General features: G+C 64.9%; 16 protein-coding genes. 5 read left to right on the forward strand and 11 right to left on the reverse strand.

All coding sequences use genetic code 11. The features are described from left to right. Window positions 1–13 precede the first annotated feature (13 nt). The 6 genes from CKO35_RS09470 to CKO35_RS17940 all read right to left on the reverse strand — a co-directional run bounded on the left by CKO35_RS09470 (window position 14) and on the right by CKO35_RS17940 (window position 6,200). Window positions 14–2,188 carry a malate synthase G gene (locus CKO35_RS09470; RefSeq protein ID WP_200175139.1) on the reverse strand — a complete coding sequence of 725 codons (2,175 nt, stop codon included), beginning with the start codon at window positions 2,186–2,188 and terminating at the stop codon, window positions 14–16. 61 nt (window positions 2,189–2,249) lie between these two features. Further along, window positions 2,250–2,768, reverse strand: a complete 519-nt coding sequence (locus CKO35_RS09475) for a L,D-transpeptidase (RefSeq protein WP_200175330.1) — start codon at window positions 2,766–2,768, stop codon at window positions 2,250–2,252. A 142-nt stretch (window positions 2,769–2,910) separates the two neighbouring features. Next, a complete protein-coding gene (gene purF, locus CKO35_RS09480; RefSeq protein ID WP_200175141.1) occupies window positions 2,911–4,419 on the reverse strand; it encodes an amidophosphoribosyltransferase in 1,509 nt (502 codons plus the stop codon). Between the two features lie 43 nt (window positions 4,420–4,462). Then, complete coding sequence (locus CKO35_RS09485; RefSeq protein WP_200175332.1) at window positions 4,463–4,957, reverse strand: CvpA family protein; 495 nt, start codon at window positions 4,955–4,957, stop codon at window positions 4,463–4,465. 75 nt (window positions 4,958–5,032) lie between these two features. Beyond that, a complete protein-coding gene (locus CKO35_RS09490) occupies window positions 5,033–5,650 on the reverse strand; it encodes an SPOR domain-containing protein (protein WP_242467120.1) in 618 nt (205 codons plus the stop codon). Window positions 5,651–5,687: 37 nt separating this feature from the next. Further along, window positions 5,688–6,200 (reverse strand): GNAT family N-acetyltransferase, encoded by a 513-nt coding sequence (locus tag CKO35_RS17940; protein ID WP_200175145.1) that lies wholly within the window; start codon window positions 6,198–6,200, stop codon window positions 5,688–5,690. A gap of 130 nt (window positions 6,201–6,330) precedes the next feature. Between CKO35_RS17940 and hpnC the strand changes: the two genes are divergently transcribed. Genes hpnC through CKO35_RS09515 form a run of 4 tightly spaced genes read left to right on the forward strand, consistent with a single transcriptional unit; the run spans window position 6,331 to window position 10,191 of the window. Further along, window positions 6,331–7,200 carry a squalene synthase HpnC gene (gene hpnC, locus CKO35_RS09500; protein WP_200175151.1) on the forward strand — a complete coding sequence of 290 codons (870 nt, stop codon included), beginning with the start codon at window positions 6,331–6,333 and terminating at the stop codon, window positions 7,198–7,200. A gap of 53 nt (window positions 7,201–7,253) precedes the next feature. Then, window positions 7,254–8,117 carry a presqualene diphosphate synthase HpnD gene (gene hpnD / locus CKO35_RS09505; RefSeq protein ID WP_200175159.1) on the forward strand — a complete coding sequence of 288 codons (864 nt, stop codon included), beginning with the start codon at window positions 7,254–7,256 and terminating at the stop codon, window positions 8,115–8,117. Beyond that, complete coding sequence (hpnE, locus tag CKO35_RS09510; RefSeq protein ID WP_200175165.1) at window positions 8,114–9,448, forward strand: hydroxysqualene dehydroxylase HpnE; 1,335 nt, start codon at window positions 8,114–8,116, stop codon at window positions 9,446–9,448. Before hpnD ends, hpnE begins: the two co-directional genes overlap by 4 nt. Next, window positions 9,445–10,191 (forward strand): SDR family oxidoreductase, encoded by a 747-nt coding sequence (locus CKO35_RS09515; protein ID WP_200175167.1) that lies wholly within the window; start codon window positions 9,445–9,447, stop codon window positions 10,189–10,191. The genes hpnE and CKO35_RS09515 overlap by 4 nt, the downstream gene beginning before the upstream one ends. Here the strand turns inward: CKO35_RS09515 and CKO35_RS09520 are convergent. Together CKO35_RS09520 and rluB are read right to left on the reverse strand one after the other, a co-directional pair. Further along, a complete protein-coding gene (locus CKO35_RS09520) occupies window positions 10,158–10,766 on the reverse strand; it encodes an endonuclease III domain-containing protein (RefSeq protein WP_200175334.1) in 609 nt (202 codons plus the stop codon). The two genes, CKO35_RS09515 and CKO35_RS09520, sit on opposite strands and share 34 nt — an antisense overlap. A 53-nt stretch (window positions 10,767–10,819) precedes the next feature. Then, window positions 10,820–11,611: a 23S rRNA pseudouridine(2605) synthase RluB gene (gene rluB / locus CKO35_RS09525; protein WP_200175169.1), complete on the reverse strand. Its 792-nt coding sequence runs from the start codon at window positions 11,609–11,611 to the stop codon at window positions 10,820–10,822. Between the two features lie 73 nt (window positions 11,612–11,684). On the opposite strand from rluB, the gene moaB reads away from it, so the two are divergent. Continuing rightward, window positions 11,685–12,206: a molybdenum cofactor biosynthesis protein B gene (moaB, locus tag CKO35_RS09530; protein WP_200175177.1), complete on the forward strand. Its 522-nt coding sequence runs from the start codon at window positions 11,685–11,687 to the stop codon at window positions 12,204–12,206. A gap of 8 nt (window positions 12,207–12,214) precedes the next feature. On the opposite strand, the gene scpB is transcribed toward moaB, so the two are convergent. From scpB to CKO35_RS09545, 3 genes are read right to left on the reverse strand one after another with little or no spacing between them, the layout of a single operon-like run. Next, window positions 12,215–12,787, reverse strand: coding sequence for an SMC-Scp complex subunit ScpB (scpB, locus tag CKO35_RS09535; protein ID WP_242467121.1), 573 nt, complete (start codon window positions 12,785–12,787; stop codon window positions 12,215–12,217). After that, window positions 12,777–13,622, reverse strand: coding sequence for a segregation and condensation protein A (locus CKO35_RS09540; protein WP_200175186.1), 846 nt, complete (start codon window positions 13,620–13,622; stop codon window positions 12,777–12,779). Before CKO35_RS09540 ends, scpB begins: the two co-directional genes overlap by 11 nt. Then, a complete protein-coding gene (locus CKO35_RS09545) occupies window positions 13,619–14,836 on the reverse strand; it encodes a tryptophan--tRNA ligase (RefSeq protein WP_200175188.1) in 1,218 nt (405 codons plus the stop codon). The genes CKO35_RS09540 and CKO35_RS09545 overlap by 4 nt, the downstream gene beginning before the upstream one ends. Window positions 14,837–14,865 lie beyond the last annotated feature (29 nt).

The raw sequence follows: 14,865 nt of genomic DNA on the forward strand, positions 1-14,865 counted from the left end.
ATCAGGGCTGCGACTACTGCGGCCTCTTCCCCTTGGCCTCGATGCGACGGCGGTGCAGGACCGGCTCGGTATAGCCATTGGGCTGTTCCCGGCCACGGAACACCAGGTCGCAGGCGGCCTGGAAGGCCACGGAAGCCTCGAAGTCCGGAGCCATGGGATGATAGGCCGGATCGCCGGCATTCTGCTCGTCCACCACGCCGGCCATGCGTTTCATGGTCTCCATCACCTGGGCTTCGGAACAGATGCCGTGATGCAGCCAGTTGGCGATGTGCTGACTGGAAATACGCAGCGTCGCCCGGTCTTCCATCAGTCCCACATTATTGATGTCCGGCACCTTGGAACAGCCGATGCCCTGATCGATCCAGCGCACCACATACCCCAGGATGCCCTGGGCATTGTTGTCCAGCTCCTGCTGGATCTCCTCGGTCGTCCAGGCCGGACTGGCCTCCACCGGAATGGCGAGGATGTCGTCCAGGACGGCACGGCGCTGGCCCACCAGGGATGCCTGCACCTCGGCCACGTTCACCAGGTGATAATGCAGGGCGTGCAGGGTGGCCGCCGTGGGTGACGGAACCCAGGCGGTATTGGCACCGGCCTTGGGATGGGCTGCCTTCTGCTGCAGCATCTGCGCCATCAGGTCCGGCATGGCCCACATGCCCTTGCCGATCTGGGCACGGCCCTTGAGGCCGCAGGCCAGGCCCACGTCCACATTCCAGTCCTCGTAGGCGGACAGCCAGCGAGCCGCCTTCATGGCTCCCTTGCGCATCATGGGGCCGGCCTCCATGGAGGTGTGCATCTCGTCACCGGTACGGTCCAGGAACCCGGTATTGATGAAGACGATCCGCTCCTTCACGGCGCGGATGCAGGCCTTGAGGTTCACCGTGGTGCGGCGCTCCTCGTCCATCACGCCCATCTTCAGGGTGTTGCGCTTCATGCCCAGGGCATCTTCCACCCGGGCAAAGAGCTGATCGGCAAACGCCACTTCCTCCGGGCCGTGCATCTTGGGCTTGACGATGTAGACCGATCCGCAGCGGGAGTTGTGCAGGCCGTCGCCGCGCTTGAGATCGTGCAGGGCGATCAGGCTGGTGATCATGCCGTCCAGGATGCCCTCGGGCACCGGATTGCCGTCCTGATCCAGCACGGCATCGATGGTCATCAGGTGGCCCACGTTGCGCACGAACATCAGGGACCGCCCCGGCAGGGTCAGGGTACCGCCCTGGGGACGGACATATTCCCGATCCGGATTCATGCGACGGATCACTTCCCGGCCGGCCTTGTGGAAGCCGGCGGTCAGGTCACCCTTCATCAGGCCCAGCCAGTTGCGATAGACCACCACCTTGTCCTCGGCATCCACCGCGGCCACGGAATCCTCGCAGTCCATGATGGTGGTGAGGGCCGACTCCATGAGCAGGTCCTTGATGCCGGCGCTGTCGGTCTTGCCGACGGTGCTGGAGGGGTCAAACTGGATCTCGAAGTGCAGACCGTTGTGGGCCAGCAGGATGGCCTTGGGGGCACTGGCATCGCCCTGATACCCCTTGAACTGTTCCGGATCCTTGAGTTCACTCAGGCTGCCGTCGGCCAGGGTGACCTGCAGTGCACCCTGCACCACCGCATATCCCCGGGATCCCGCATGACTGCCGCGGGCCAGAGGGGCCGCCTGATCGAGGAATTCGCGGGCAAAGGCGATGACCTTCTCGCCCCGCCGAGGGTTGTAACTACCGCCGCGCTCGCAGCCGTCCTCTTCACTCAGGGCGTCGGTGCCGTAAAGGGCGTCATAGAGGCTGCCCCAGCGGGCATTGGCGGCGTTCAGGGCGTAACGGGCATTCATCACCGGCACCACCAGCTGAGGTCCGGCCTGGCGGGCGATCTCCGGGTCCACCTGTTCGGTGCCGACCTGGAAATCCTCCCCTTCCGGCCGCAGGTAGCCGATCTGGCTCAGGAAGGCCTTGTAGGCGGCCATGTCAATGGCGCCCGGATGCCCGCGATGCCATGCGTCGATACGGGCCTGGAGATCATCCCGCTTGGCCAGCAGCTTCCGGTTTTCGGGCGCCAGATCGTGAATGATGACGTCCAGACCGTTCCAGAAGGCATCAGCGGACACACCCGTGCCGGGCAGCGCCTCGTTGTTGATGAAGTCGTGCAGCTCCCGGGCGACCCGCAGGCGTCCCGCCGCGACGTAATCATTCATTGATGAAATTCCTCTGCTCGAAAATCAGGAGGGTGAGTCGTCAACATGCCATGCAACCCGTCTACTGGATGACCACCAGCGAGCCGTAGGGCATCAGATCATACAGTTCTATCACATCCCGGTTGGTCATGCGCACGCAACCCTCGGAAGCCGGCCGCCCGATCAGGCCTTCCTCATCGGTACCGTGGATATAGATGAAGCGCGAGAAGGAATCGATCCCCTCCCCCCGGTTGATGCCGTACTCCAGCCCCTCCAGCCACAGAATGCGGGTGGTGATGTTGTCCTCCGGGGTGCGCCGGGGATCGGTGACGATATCGGCAATCCGGCCGGTATCCACCCGGGCACGGAACACGGTGCCCATGGGGGCCTCGTCACCGATCTTCTGGCTGATCCGGTGCACACCCAGAGGGGTCTGGTAACTCCCGGCCTGGTTGCCGATGCCATAACGGGAGGTGGACACCGGGAATTCCCGCTTCACCCGTCCCTCCCTGACCACGTAGAGCCGCTGGGCATCCACTCGCACGATGGCCACGGGATCCGCCACGAAATACTGGGGAAAATCCGACTCCAGCCGCTCCATGACCGGCTGGTACCAAGGCAACTCGATCTTCTCCTCGTCATACACCGGATCAGTCTCCTCCAGCACCCAGGCTCCCACCGAACTCAGGGGCAACAGGCACACGCAGACCCAGCACGCCAGGGCCAGACACAGACGCCTCGTGTCAGGCGTTGTTGTGCAGGTCCAGATTGGCGTATTCGCGGTCCTTTTTATGTTTGGCCAGATCATTGCGGCGTTGTTCCAGATGTGTCAGGTAGTCGGGGCTGACCTGAGTGACATATTCACCAGTGAATACGGAGCAGTCAAACCGCTCCAGACGCGGGTTACCCTTGCGCACGGCACCCATCAGGTCTTCCAGATCCTGATAGATCAGGCGATCGGCGGCAATGGCCGCGCAGACCTCCTCCTCGGTACGCCCATGGGCAATCAGTTCCTGGGCGGCGGGCATGTCGATGCCGTAGACGTTGGGATAACGCACCGGCGGGGCCGCGGAAGCGAAATAGACCTTCCGCGCACCAGCCTCCCGGGCCATCATGACAATCTCCCGCGAGGTGGTGCCGCGCACGATGGAGTCATCCACCAGCAGCACGTTCTTGCCCTTGAACTCCAGACCGATGGCGTTGAGCTTCTGGCGCACCGACTTTCTGCGCTGGGTCTGGCCCGGCATGATGAAGGTGCGACCGATGTAACGATTCTTGATGAAGCCCTCCCGGTATTTCACGTTCAGCTCATGGGCCATCTCGATGGCCACGGTGCGGCCGGTATCCGGGATGGGGATGATCACGTCGATGTCGTGATCCGGCCATTCCCGCAGGATCTTCTTGCCCAGGCGCGTGCCCATGCGCATGCGGGCGCGATGCACCACCACATCGTCCATCACCGAGTCTGGACGGGCAAAATAGACATACTCGAAGATGCAGGGAGAAAGACCGGGGTTGTCGGCGCACTGCTGCAGATGCACCGTGCCGTCCATCTCGATATAGATGGCCTCCCCCGGCGCCAGATCCCGCACCAGCTCGAAGCCCAGGGTATCCAGGGCCACGCTCTCGGAGGCCACCATGTATTCCGTGCCTTCCTCCGTCTCCCGCCGTCCGTAGACCACCGGGCGAATGCCGTGGGGATCACGAAAGCCCAGGATGCCGCGACCGCAGAACATGGCCACCACCCCGTAGGCCCCCTGACAGCGCCGATGCACCCCGCTCACCGCCCGGAACAGGGCCTCGGGGGTGAGGGACAGCCCATCCTGACGGATCAGTTCCTGGGCCAGGATATTGAGCAGGATCTCGGAATCGGATTCCGTGTTGATATGGCGCCGGTCCTGCAGAAACAGCTCACGCTTGAGTCCCGCGGCATTGGTGAGGTTGCCGTTATGTCCCAGGGTGATGCCATGGGGGGAGTTCACATAAAAAGGCTGGGCTTCCGCCGAGGAGGAACTGCCGGCGGTGGGATAGCGCACATGGCCGATACCCATGTTGCCGGTGAGACTTCGCATGTGCTGCTGGGTGAACACGTCCCTTACCAGGCCGTTGTCCTTGCGCAGATGAAGATGACCATCCTCGTCACAGGTCACGATACCGGCGGCATCCTGACCGCGATGCTGCAATACCAGGAGAGCGTCGTACAGCGCCTGGTTGACGGGGCTGCGACCGACTATTCCGACTATCCCGCACATGGGGTGTGCCTCTTTGGTGATTCTGGGAAGACTTAGGGCCCGATCAGGCCCCGAAAGAAAAGTGAGACGCCAGATCCGGTGGCAGATAATCGCGCAGCCAAAGGGCGATGCGCTCAAAGTGGGGAACCAGGAGACTCTCCTGCCACCAGGGCTCTTCCGGAATCACCGTCAGGCCCATGAGCAGGATCACCACGGCCACGATCAGGCCACCACGGGCCAGACCGAATACCGCACCGATGCTGCGATCCGTTCCCGACAGCCCCGTCTTCTTGACCAGTTGTCCGGCCAGAACATTGACGATGCCCCCCATCAGCAAGGTGAGGATGAACAGGATGGCAAAGGCAATACCCAATCTCAGGGTGGGATCTTCCAGACCGAAGGGCAGATGGGCGGCCGCCACACCGGAATAGGCCAGGGAGATCCAGAAGGCCAGGATCCAGGTAGCCAGGGAGATGGCTTCCTTGACGAAGCCACGGAACAGGCTGATCACGGTGGAAACCGCCACAATGCCCAGGATGACGAAATCGATCCAGATCATATCCATGCAGATGAAAGTCTCGTGACGCGGAGTGTAACAGAGATTGGGGCGTTCATCGGCAACCGGATGGCCAGATCAGGGGTGGCTGACCACAATGCCTCTGAGCGACTGCTCATCCTGCAGCCGGGTCTGCAGGGACTGGGCGGCATGACGCTCCAATTCCGGGCCCACCTTGACCCGATAGAGGACCCGACCGTCGGCGCTGGTGCGCTCCACGAAGGCCGGAAACCCGGCGCGACGCAGCCGGTCGGCCTCTCCCCGTGCATTGGCCTCCTGCCCGAAACTACCCACCTGGACCACCCAGCCACCGGCGACCGGGGTGCCCGGCTCGGGTGAACGCGCCGCAGCCGGACTGCGGGGTTCCGCGGGCGGTGGCGGCGTCGGCACCGACTCGGGTACGGAGCGGGCCTGCGGACGGGGCTGAGGCGGCGGCGTGGAAGGCATAGGGGACTCGCGCACGACCGGGGGCGCCTGCGGCGCGGCCGCCAGGCGTTGTTCCTGGATCGGTGCCGGAACGGGACGTTCAAAGACCGGTTCCGGAGGCACCGGTTCGGACAGACTCAGGCGAGCCTCCCGTCCAGCGCCATCCAGCAGCATGGGAAGGAAGATGACGGCCAGGGCCACCAGCACGGCTGCCCCGACAAGGCGTTGTTTCAATGGTGTTTCCACGGCTTGGGCGTCCTCGGGCGGCAAGTATAAACCATTCCTCGCCCCAAGACCCGCCCCCGCTTCAATCCCCTTCATCGAATTCCCGCCTGCCCAGCCTCAGATGCATGAGCACGCCGGCGCGACCCCGGGCGTCCTCATGACGGTCCATGCCATAGGGCATGAAGCCTTTTTCGTAGCACATGAGCAGGGCCGGGGCATCCTCCGTGGCCACCTGCACGTGCATCTCCCGGCAACGCGCCTCCCGAAAGGCGCGCCCCATGAGGTGATCCAGCAGATGGGAACCGATCCCCCGTCCCCGCAGATCAGAGCGCACCACCAGATGACTTACGAACCCTGCCCCACCCGGCTCCAGGGAGTGCAGGACACCAAAGGCCACCACCTCCCCCCGGTATTCCACCACTTCGGCATGGGCACTGCCGGCAACCGCCGTCCGCAGCCATTCCGGTGATACCGGATGGGCCGCACCAGGAAAGACCCAGTCGGCCTCACGGGCATCCAGCGGCAGTTGACAGACGATTGCCAGATCCGCCTCTCCGACGGGGCGGATGACAAGACGCGTTGGATCATACTTCACGTTCCATGAAACCTCTTTTGATCACACCGACAGCCTCATGAATCCCGATCCGGAACCGCCACCGGCGGCACGGATCCTTCGGACAGCATGGTAGACTGCCTCATTCATTCATTGCCTGCGACACGACGCAATGCACGCCGTTTCAGTCAACACCCGGGAAGCCTATCGCGAATGCCTGCGGCAGGCCCATGATCATTATGAAAACTTCCCGGTGGCCTCCCGGCTGGTGCCGCCCCGCCTGCGCGGCCCCATCGCCGCAATCTACAGCTTTGCCCGCCGCGGCGACGATCTTGCCGACGAGGGTGACCGGCCCGCCGACGAGCGCCTGACCGCCCTGGACGATCTGGCGGCCCGTCTGGATGCGGCGGCAGCCGGAACACCGGACACCGATCCGACCTTCATCGCCCTGGCCCACGCCATCTCCGCCCATGGCCTGCCCACCGCCCTGTTCCATGACCTGTTGAACGCATTTCGCCAGGATGTCACCAAGAGCCGCTACCAGGACTTCGGCGAGGTGGTCCAGTATTGTCGCTGTTCCGCCAACCCGGTGGGGCGGCTGCTGCTGCACCTGAGCGGCGAGGCCGATGAACGGCGCCTGGCTCTGTCCGACGCCGTCTGCACCAGCCTGCAGCTGATCAACTTCTACCAGGATCTGGCCCAGGATTATCACGAAATGGGACGGATTTACATCCCCATGGATGACATGGCACGCTTTGGTGTCACCGAGGCCCATTTCCGTGATCGTGTGACCGATACCCCCTTTCGCCACCTGATGCAACACCAGTACCGGCGCGCCGACCAGCTGATGCGCAGCGGCGCCCCCCTGGGCGGCCTGCTCCGGGGGCGCATCGGCCTGGAGATCCGCCTGATCATCGTGGCCGGCGCCCGGGTCCTGTGGCACCTGCAGCGGCAGCAGGGTGATCTGTTCTCCCGGCCAAGACTGCAGGCCCGCGATTACCTGGTGATTCTGCGCGACGCCCTCATTCCCCGTCACCGCTGACCCACCGACCTGTGATAGTTTAAGGCCCTGGCGACAACCAGAATCAAGGCCCCATGACCCCCGACCAGTACTGTCAGGAAAAGGCCGCAGGCAGCGGCTCCAGCTTTTATTACAGCTTCCTGTTCCTGCCCCCGGAACGGCGCCGGGCCATCACGGCCCTCTATGCCTTCTGCCGGGAGGTGGATGATGTGGTGGACGAATGCCATGACCCGGCCGTGGCCCGTGCCAAGCTGGACTGGTGGCGGGAAGAAGTCAGTCGAACCTTCCAGGGCAGCCCCACCCACCCGGTCTGCCAGGCCCTGCAGCCCTTTCTGGAACGCTTCAACCTGCCGGAGGAACACTTCCGGGAAATCATCGACGGCATGCAGATGGACCTGGACTATGATGCCTATCCCAGCTTCACGGAACTCTCCCTCTACTGTTATCGGGTGGCTTCCGTGGTGGGTCTGATGTCGGCGGAGATTTTCGGCTACGAGGACCGCCGGACCGCCCGCTACGCCCACGACCTGGGCATGGCCTTTCAGCTCACCAACATACTGCGGGATGTACTGGAAGACGCCCGACGAGGCCGCATCTATATCCCCCTGGATGAACTCAAGCGGTTCGATGTGCAGCCGGTGGACCTGCAAAGACCCCAGACCTCGGAACACCTCCAGGCCCTGTTCGCCTTTCAGGCGGACCGCGCCAGGGAATATTACCGACGGGCCTTCGAGCATCTGGCGGAATCCGACCGCTACGCCCAGCGCCCGGGCATCATCATGGCGGCCATCTATCGCACCCTGCTGGACGAGATCGCCGCCGATGGCTACCGGGTGCTGGAACAGCGGGTCCGGCTCACCCCCCTGAGAAAATTCTGGATCGCGTGGCGGATCGCCCGCCAGGAAAAACGCCGTCACCGGAAGGTTGCACAACAATGACCCCCCCTGATACCGACGTCTGCATCGTGGGTGCCGGCTGGGCCGGGCTGAGCGCGGCGGTACGACTGGCCCAGGCGGGCAGACAGGTCACGGTACTGGAAGCCGCCCGGGCCCTGGGGGGCCGGGCCCGTCAGGTGGACCTGGACGATGTCCCGCTGGATAACGGCCAGCATCTGCTGCTGGGTGCCTATACCCATGTCCTGCGGATGATCGAGACCATGGGGCTGCCGGAATCCCGTATCTTCCTGCGCCTGCCCCTGGATCTGAACATGCGGGAATCGGGCGTACCGGATCTGTCCATCTCCAGCCTGTTCCTGCCGGCCCCCTTCCATCTGCTGGCCGGACTGCTCACTGCCCGCGGCATGCCCGGCAGGGACCGCCTGCAGGCCCTGCCGGGCCTCGCGCGACTGATGCGCTGGAACGGCGCGGAAGACATCCCGGTATCCCGACTGCTGCATGAACACCGGCAGCCCGACACCCTGATCCGGCAGCTCTGGATCCCCCTGTGCCTGGCCACCCTCAACACCCATCCCGCCGAGGCCTCGGCCCGACTGTTCACCGCCGTGCTCAGGGGAGCATTCTCCGGTCACCGCAGCCATGCGGACCTGCTGATCCCCAGGGTCAGCCTGGGCGAGGCCCTGCCGGAACCGGCCCGCCATTACGTGGAATCCCTGGGGGGATCGGTGATCACCGGTGCCCGGGTCCAGTCCGTGGACCGCGACGGCGACGGTTTCCGCCTGCAACTGCGGGAAGGGGATGAATACCGGGCCCGACAGGTGATCCTGGCCACACCCCATGGCATCACCGCCCGGCTGCTGGCCGGTTTTCCCGCCCTGACGGAAACGGCCGCCAATCTTGACGCCCTGGCCTGCGAACCCATTTGCACCGTCTACCTGCGCTATCCGGAGGAAACCCGCCTGAGCACACCATTCCACGGCATGCTGGGCACCACCGGGCAATGGGTCTTTGATCGGCGCTTCACCGGTCAGCCCGGGGTCATGGCGGTGGTCATCTCGGCCTCCGGCCCGCACATGGACCTGGACAACCAGGCCCTGGCAACCCAGATTCAGGCGGAACTGCACATGCTCTTCCCTGCCTGGCCAGCCCCACTGCAGAGCTGGGTGATCCGGGAAAAGCAGGCCACCTTCAAGGCCGAGGTGGGCTGCGACCGGCTGCGCCCGGGCAACCGCACCGCCGAAGCCGGCCTCTGGCTGGCGGGCGACTACACGGCCAACGGTCTGCCGGCCACCCTCGAAGGCGCGGTCATCAGTGGGCTAGAATGCGCCGAATCACTGCTTCATTCGAACGATCCAACCACGGAATGCTCATGATCCCGCAACAACTGCTCACCTATGCTCCAGCCCCGGACCTGCTCAAGGACCGGGTCATCCTGGTGACCGGATCCACGGGCAGCATCGGCCGCGTCCTGTCCCTGGCCTGTGCCGCCCATGGCGCCACCGTGATCCTGCTGGACAAGGTGATCAAATCACTGGAAAAGGTCTACGACGAGATCGAGACCGCCGGCGGCCCCCAGCCGGCCATCTACCCCATGAACCTGGAAGGCGCCACCGCCAAGGATTACCAGGATCTGGCGGAGAACGTGGGCAACGAATTCGGCCGCCTGGACGGCCTGGTCCATAATGCCGCCTTCGTGGGATATCTGACGCCGCTCAAGCACTATGACCTGGAACTGTGGGCCAGGGTCATGACAGTGAACCTGCATGCCCCCTTCCTGCTCACCCATGCGGTGCTGCCGCTGCTGGAGCAGTCCCCCGATCCGTCCGTGGTGTTCTCCACCCACGACTGCCAGAAGGCCTACTGGGGGGGATTCGGGGTGGCCAAGGCGGGCCTGAAGGGCCTGATGGACATCCTGTCCAAGGAATATCAGGGAGATCGCAAGATGCGGGTCAACGGCGTGGACACCGGCCCAATCCGCAGCCAGTTGCGGGCGGAGCAGTATCCGGGGGAAGACCCCACCACACTGGCCACCCCTGAAGAGGTCATCGGGCCGTATCTCTATCTGCTGGGGCCGGATGCCGGTCAGACCACCGGGCAGAACCTCAAGCTGGCCTGACACATCGACTGCAAGGGACAGCCTTCGCAGCGGGGCCGGGGGCGGCAGAGGGTCTTGCCGTGGGCGACGATCAGGGCATGGAACTCGTTCAGGGCCGGGACATCCTCCCCCAGCACCGCCTCGACCCCGGTCCTGAGCACCTCATAGGGCTCATCTCCCCCGGCCAGTTCCAGGCGGGCAAACAGACGCCGGGTATAGGCATCCACCACGAACACCGGCCGCTCGAAGGCATACAGCAGGATGTCGTCCGCCGTCTCCGGCCCCACCCCCTTCACCGACAGCAATCCCCGGCGCAGGGCCTCGGTGGACCAGCCCCGCAAGGCGGTCTCCCCGCCCTGCTCCAGATACCAGTGGCAAAAGGCCTGCAGCCGCCCCGCCTTGACGTTGAAATATCCGGAAGGCCGGATCAGACCGGCAAGATCATTGCGCGGCAGGGCCGCCAGGCTTTCCGGATCCAGCACTTCGGCTGCCTTCAGGTTGACGATGGCCCGCTCCACGTTGGTCCAGGCGGTATTCTGGGTCAGGATGGCCCCCACCATCACCTCGAAGGGCGTCTCCCCTGGCCACCAGTGCATCGGCCCGTGATGGGCCGACAGGCGTTCCAGGGTGAGACGAAGACGCGCCGGGTTCACCGCCGGGGGGCACGCCGGGTCTTGGGGGGGCGGATGACGCGTGCCTTGCGGGGCGGCTTCCAGGACAGGCCCGCCTGCTGGTACAGCGCCTTCATCTCCTGGGACTCCAGCTCCCGCCAGCGGCCCAGACGCAGTCCGGTCCCCAGCTGGATGCAGCCGTAGCGCACCCGGATCAGGCGACTGACGGTGATGCCCTGGGATTCCCACAGGCGCCTCACCTCCCGGTTGCGGCCCTCCTTGAGGGTCACGTGGTACCAGTGATTGGCACCGGTGCCCCCCGCCTCCCGAATATCGTCAAAACGGGCCGGACCGTCCTCCAGTTCCACGCCGGCCAGCAGCCGCTGGATCACCGCCGGTTCCACCGCGCCCAGCACCCGCACGGCGTATTCCCGCTCCACCTCGGTGGAAGGATGCATGAGCCGGTTGGCCAGCTCGCCGTCGGTGGTGAACAGCAACAATCCGGAAGTGTTGAGATCCAGCCGGCCGATGCTCACCCAGCGGCCCTGGCGCAGCCGGGGCAGATGTTCGAACACGGTGGGTCGGCCTTCGGGGTCGGAGCGGGTGGTCACTTCCCCTTCCGGCTTGTGATAGACCACCACGCGCTGTGCCGGGACCTCCACGGAGACGGGGCGTCCGCGCACGGCGATCTGGTCTTCCGGGCTGGCCTGATCCCCCAGCTGGGCCACCTTGCCGTTGACGGTCACCAGGCCCTGGGCGATCCAGCGCTCCACCTCTCGACGTGAACCCAGACCCGCCTGGGCCAGCAATTTGTGGAGACGTTCGGTCATGATGTGTTATCCATCGCTGTCAAACCGGTAGTGTACTGATCCGCCCCCCCTTTCCGCCACAGGACGATTCCCCATGAGCGACACCCGCCACTTCATTCCACTGGACATCGCCGTACTGACGGTCTCCGATTCACGCACCCTGGCGGAGGATACCTCCGGGCAGGCACTGGTGGACGGGCTGACCCAGGCAGGGCATCGGGCGGCCGACCGGCAACGGGTGGCGGACGACATCTACCAGATCAGGGCCGTGGTCTCGGCCTGGATTGCCGACCCGGAGATTCAGGTGGTTCTCACCACCGGTGGCACCGGCATCACCGGTCGGGACGGCACACCGGAGGCGGTGGCACCCCTGCTGGACAAGGAAATCGAGGGGTTCGGCGAGCTGTTCCGGATGCTCTCCCACGAGGAAATCGGCACCTCCGCCCTGCAGTCCCGGGCGCTGGCGGGGGTGGCCAACGGCACCTATGTGTTCTGCCTGCCCGGCTCTTCCGGGGCCTGCCGCACCGCCTGGACCCGGCTGATCCAGTCCCAGCTTGACCACCGGACCCGGCCCTGCAATCTGGTGATGCTGATGCCCCGACTCAAGGAGCAATAGTCCCCAGATTACCGGTTCGTTTCCGCCCGGGACCGCACCGGCTCGGGATCCATCCCCAGATCCTTCAACTCCATCAGGCTGGGCAGATCATCCAGGGACGACAGATTGAAATAGTCCAGGAACCGGGGCGTGGTCCCGTACAGGGCCGGACGCCCCGGCACCTCCTTGTGTCCCACCACCCGCACCCACTCCCGCTCCGTCAGGGTCTTGATGATCTGGGTACTCACGGTCACCCCACGCACCGCCTCGATCTCCGCCCGGGTGATGGGTTGTCGGTAGGCAATCAGGGCCAGGGTCTCCAGCAGGGCGCGGGAATAGCGCGGCGGCCGTTCCTCCCACAGGCGGGAAATCCAGGGCGAGAGGGCCTCGCGCACCTGGAAACGGTAGCCGCTGCCCACCTGGCGCAACTCGTAGCCCCGGTCGTCACAGGCCTGGGCCAGGGCATCCAGGGCCTTGCGCAGTTCGGCCCGGGAAGGCCGCTCGGCGTCCTCGAACAGCCGTTCCATCTGTTCCAGGGAAAGGGGGCGATCAGCGGCCAGAAGGGCGCCTTCCAGAATGCGACAGAGCAGTTCAGGTGTCATGGGCAACATCGGCGCGTCTTGCCGCGCTCAGGTAGATGGGGGCAAACAGTTCCGCCTGCGCCAGCTCCACCAGATGGGCCTTGAGCAGCTCCAGCACCGCCAGGAAGGTGACCACCACCCCCCGTCGGCCCTCCTCCAGGGTGAACAGGGCCGCAAACGGCACCGGCCCTTGCCCCAGGGCCTCCAGTACCCGGGACATGCGCTCGCGCACCGACAGGGGCTCCCGCTGGATCTGATGGTGGGTGAACATGTCCGCTCGCTGCAGCACCTCCCGCAGGGCCAGCAACAACTCATCCAGCCCCACCTCCGGCAGTGGTCGCTCACCCGTGAGCGGCGGCGGCTCCAGGGTGGCCGGGAAGATATCCCGCTCCAGCCTGGGCAGGTCATCCAGGTCCTGCGCCGCCTGCCTGAACTGTTCGTATTCCTGCAGCCGCCGCACCAGTTCGGCCCGGGGATCGTCCTCGTCCTCCACCGCCGCGGACCGGGGTAGCAGCATGCGGGACTTGATCTCCGCCAGCATGGCCGCCATCACCAGATACTCCGCCGCCAGTTCCAGACGCATCTCCTGCATCAGCTCGATATACCCCATGTACTGACGGGTGATCTCGGCGATAGGGATGTCCAGAATATCCAGGTTCTGGCGCTTGATCAGGTAAAGGAGCAGATCCAGCGGCCCCTCGAAGGTCTCCAGAAAGACCTCCAGGGCATCCGGCGGGATGTAGAGATCCCTGGGCACCAGGGTCAGCGGTTCTCCGCGGACGATGGCCAGCGGCGCCCCCCCGGCCCGCCCGGCACCGTCCGGCGCCGGTGACAGGGCCGCGGGTTCGGTGCTCATCGGTAGGCCAGTCCCATACTGCGCCGGACCTCGTCCAGGGTGTCCCGGGCGATGTCGCGGGCGGCCTCGCAGCCTTCCGCCACCACGGACCGGACCAGATTCGGATCGGACTCGTATTCCCGAGCACGGGCCTGCATGGGCCGCAGCTCATCAAGTACCCCATCCACCACCGGCTGCTTGCATTCCACACAGCCGATACCGGCGCTACGACAGCCCTCCTGCACCCACTGATGGACATCCTCGCCGGTGTAGATCTGGTGCAGGGACCAGACCGGGCACTTGTCCGGATTGCCCGGATCGGTACGACGCACCCGGGCCGGGTCCGTGGGCATGGTGCGGATCTTCTTTTCCACCTCCGCCGGCTCATCCCGCAGGGAGACGGTGTTGCCGTAGGACTTGGACATCTTCTGGCCGTCCAGGCCCGGCATCTTGGAGGCCTTGGTGAGCATGGGGTGGGGTTCGGGCAGGATGATGCGGCCGCTGCCTTCCAGATAGCCGAACAGACGCTCCCGGTCCCCCAGAGAGATGTTCTGCTGGCTTTCCAGCAGGGCACGGGCCACATTCAGGGCCTCGTCCTCACCCTGTTCCTGGTAGCGGCGGCGCAGATCCCGGTACATGCGGGCGTTCTTCTTGCCCATCTTGTCGGCGGCCGCCTCGGCCTTTTCCTCGAATCCGGGTTCACGCCCGTAGAGATGATTGAAGCGGCGAGCCACCTCGCGGGTGATTTCCAGGTGGGCCACCTGGTCCTCGCCCACCGGCACCAGCCCCGCCTTGTAGATGAGGATGTCCGCGCTCTGCAGCAGCGGGTAGCCCAAAAAGCCGTAGGTGGCCAGATCCCTTTCCTTGAGCCTCTCCTGCTGGTCCTTGTAGGTGGGCACCCGCTCCAGCCAGCCCAGGGGCGTGATCATGGACAGCAAAAGATGCAGCTCGGCATGTTCCGGCACCCGTGACTGGATGAAGATGCGCGCCGAACCCGGGCTCACGCCCGCCGCCAGCCAGTCCACCACCATGTCCCATACGCTCTCGCCGAGGATGCCGGGATCTTCATAATGGGTGGTGAGGGCGTGCCAGTCGGCCACGAAGAACAGGCATTCATAGGAATGCTGCAATTCGACCCAGTTCTTGAGGACGCCGTGATAATGACCCAGATGCAGTCGGCCCGTCGGACGCATGCCGGACAGGACGCGCTGGTTTTGTGCAGGCAGGGAACTCAAGTGGACTCCTTGGGTGTGTACTCGATGGA

It is taken from the genome of Ectothiorhodospira shaposhnikovii (assembly GCF_016584105.1).
GTDB classification, from domain to species: Bacteria; Pseudomonadota; Gammaproteobacteria; order Ectothiorhodospirales; family Ectothiorhodospiraceae; genus Ectothiorhodospira; species Ectothiorhodospira shaposhnikovii.

What these genes read in the sequence shown, in the direction of transcription:
- CKO35_RS09470 (WP_200175139.1), bottom strand. Translation starts at nt 2,188, where the DNA reads ATGAATGATTACGTCGCGGCGGGACGCCTGCGGGTCGCCCGGGAGCTG.
- CKO35_RS09475 (WP_200175330.1), bottom strand. Translation starts at nt 2,768, where the DNA reads ATGGAGCGGCTGGAGTCGGATTTTCCCCAGTATTTCGTGGCGGATCCC.
- purF (WP_200175141.1), bottom strand. Translation starts at nt 4,419, where the DNA reads ATGTGCGGGATAGTCGGAATAGTCGGTCGCAGCCCCGTCAACCAGGCG.
- CKO35_RS09485 (WP_200175332.1), bottom strand. Translation starts at nt 4,957, where the DNA reads ATGATCTGGATCGATTTCGTCATCCTGGGCATTGTGGCGGTTTCCACC.
- hpnC (WP_200175151.1), top strand. Translation starts at nt 6,331, where the DNA reads ATGCACGCCGTTTCAGTCAACACCCGGGAAGCCTATCGCGAATGCCTG.
- hpnD (WP_200175159.1), top strand. Translation starts at nt 7,254, where the DNA reads ATGACCCCCGACCAGTACTGTCAGGAAAAGGCCGCAGGCAGCGGCTCC.
- hpnE (WP_200175165.1), top strand. Translation starts at nt 8,114, where the DNA reads ATGACCCCCCCTGATACCGACGTCTGCATCGTGGGTGCCGGCTGGGCC.
- CKO35_RS09515 (WP_200175167.1), top strand. Translation starts at nt 9,445, where the DNA reads ATGATCCCGCAACAACTGCTCACCTATGCTCCAGCCCCGGACCTGCTC.
- CKO35_RS09520 (WP_200175334.1), bottom strand. Translation starts at nt 10,766, where the DNA reads ATGCACTGGTGGCCAGGGGAGACGCCCTTCGAGGTGATGGTGGGGGCC.
- rluB (WP_200175169.1), bottom strand. Translation starts at nt 11,611, where the DNA reads ATGACCGAACGTCTCCACAAATTGCTGGCCCAGGCGGGTCTGGGTTCA.
- moaB (WP_200175177.1), top strand. Translation starts at nt 11,685, where the DNA reads ATGAGCGACACCCGCCACTTCATTCCACTGGACATCGCCGTACTGACG.
- scpB (WP_242467121.1), bottom strand. Translation starts at nt 12,787, where the DNA reads ATGACACCTGAACTGCTCTGTCGCATTCTGGAAGGCGCCCTTCTGGCC.
- CKO35_RS09540 (WP_200175186.1), bottom strand. Translation starts at nt 13,622, where the DNA reads ATGAGCACCGAACCCGCGGCCCTGTCACCGGCGCCGGACGGTGCCGGG.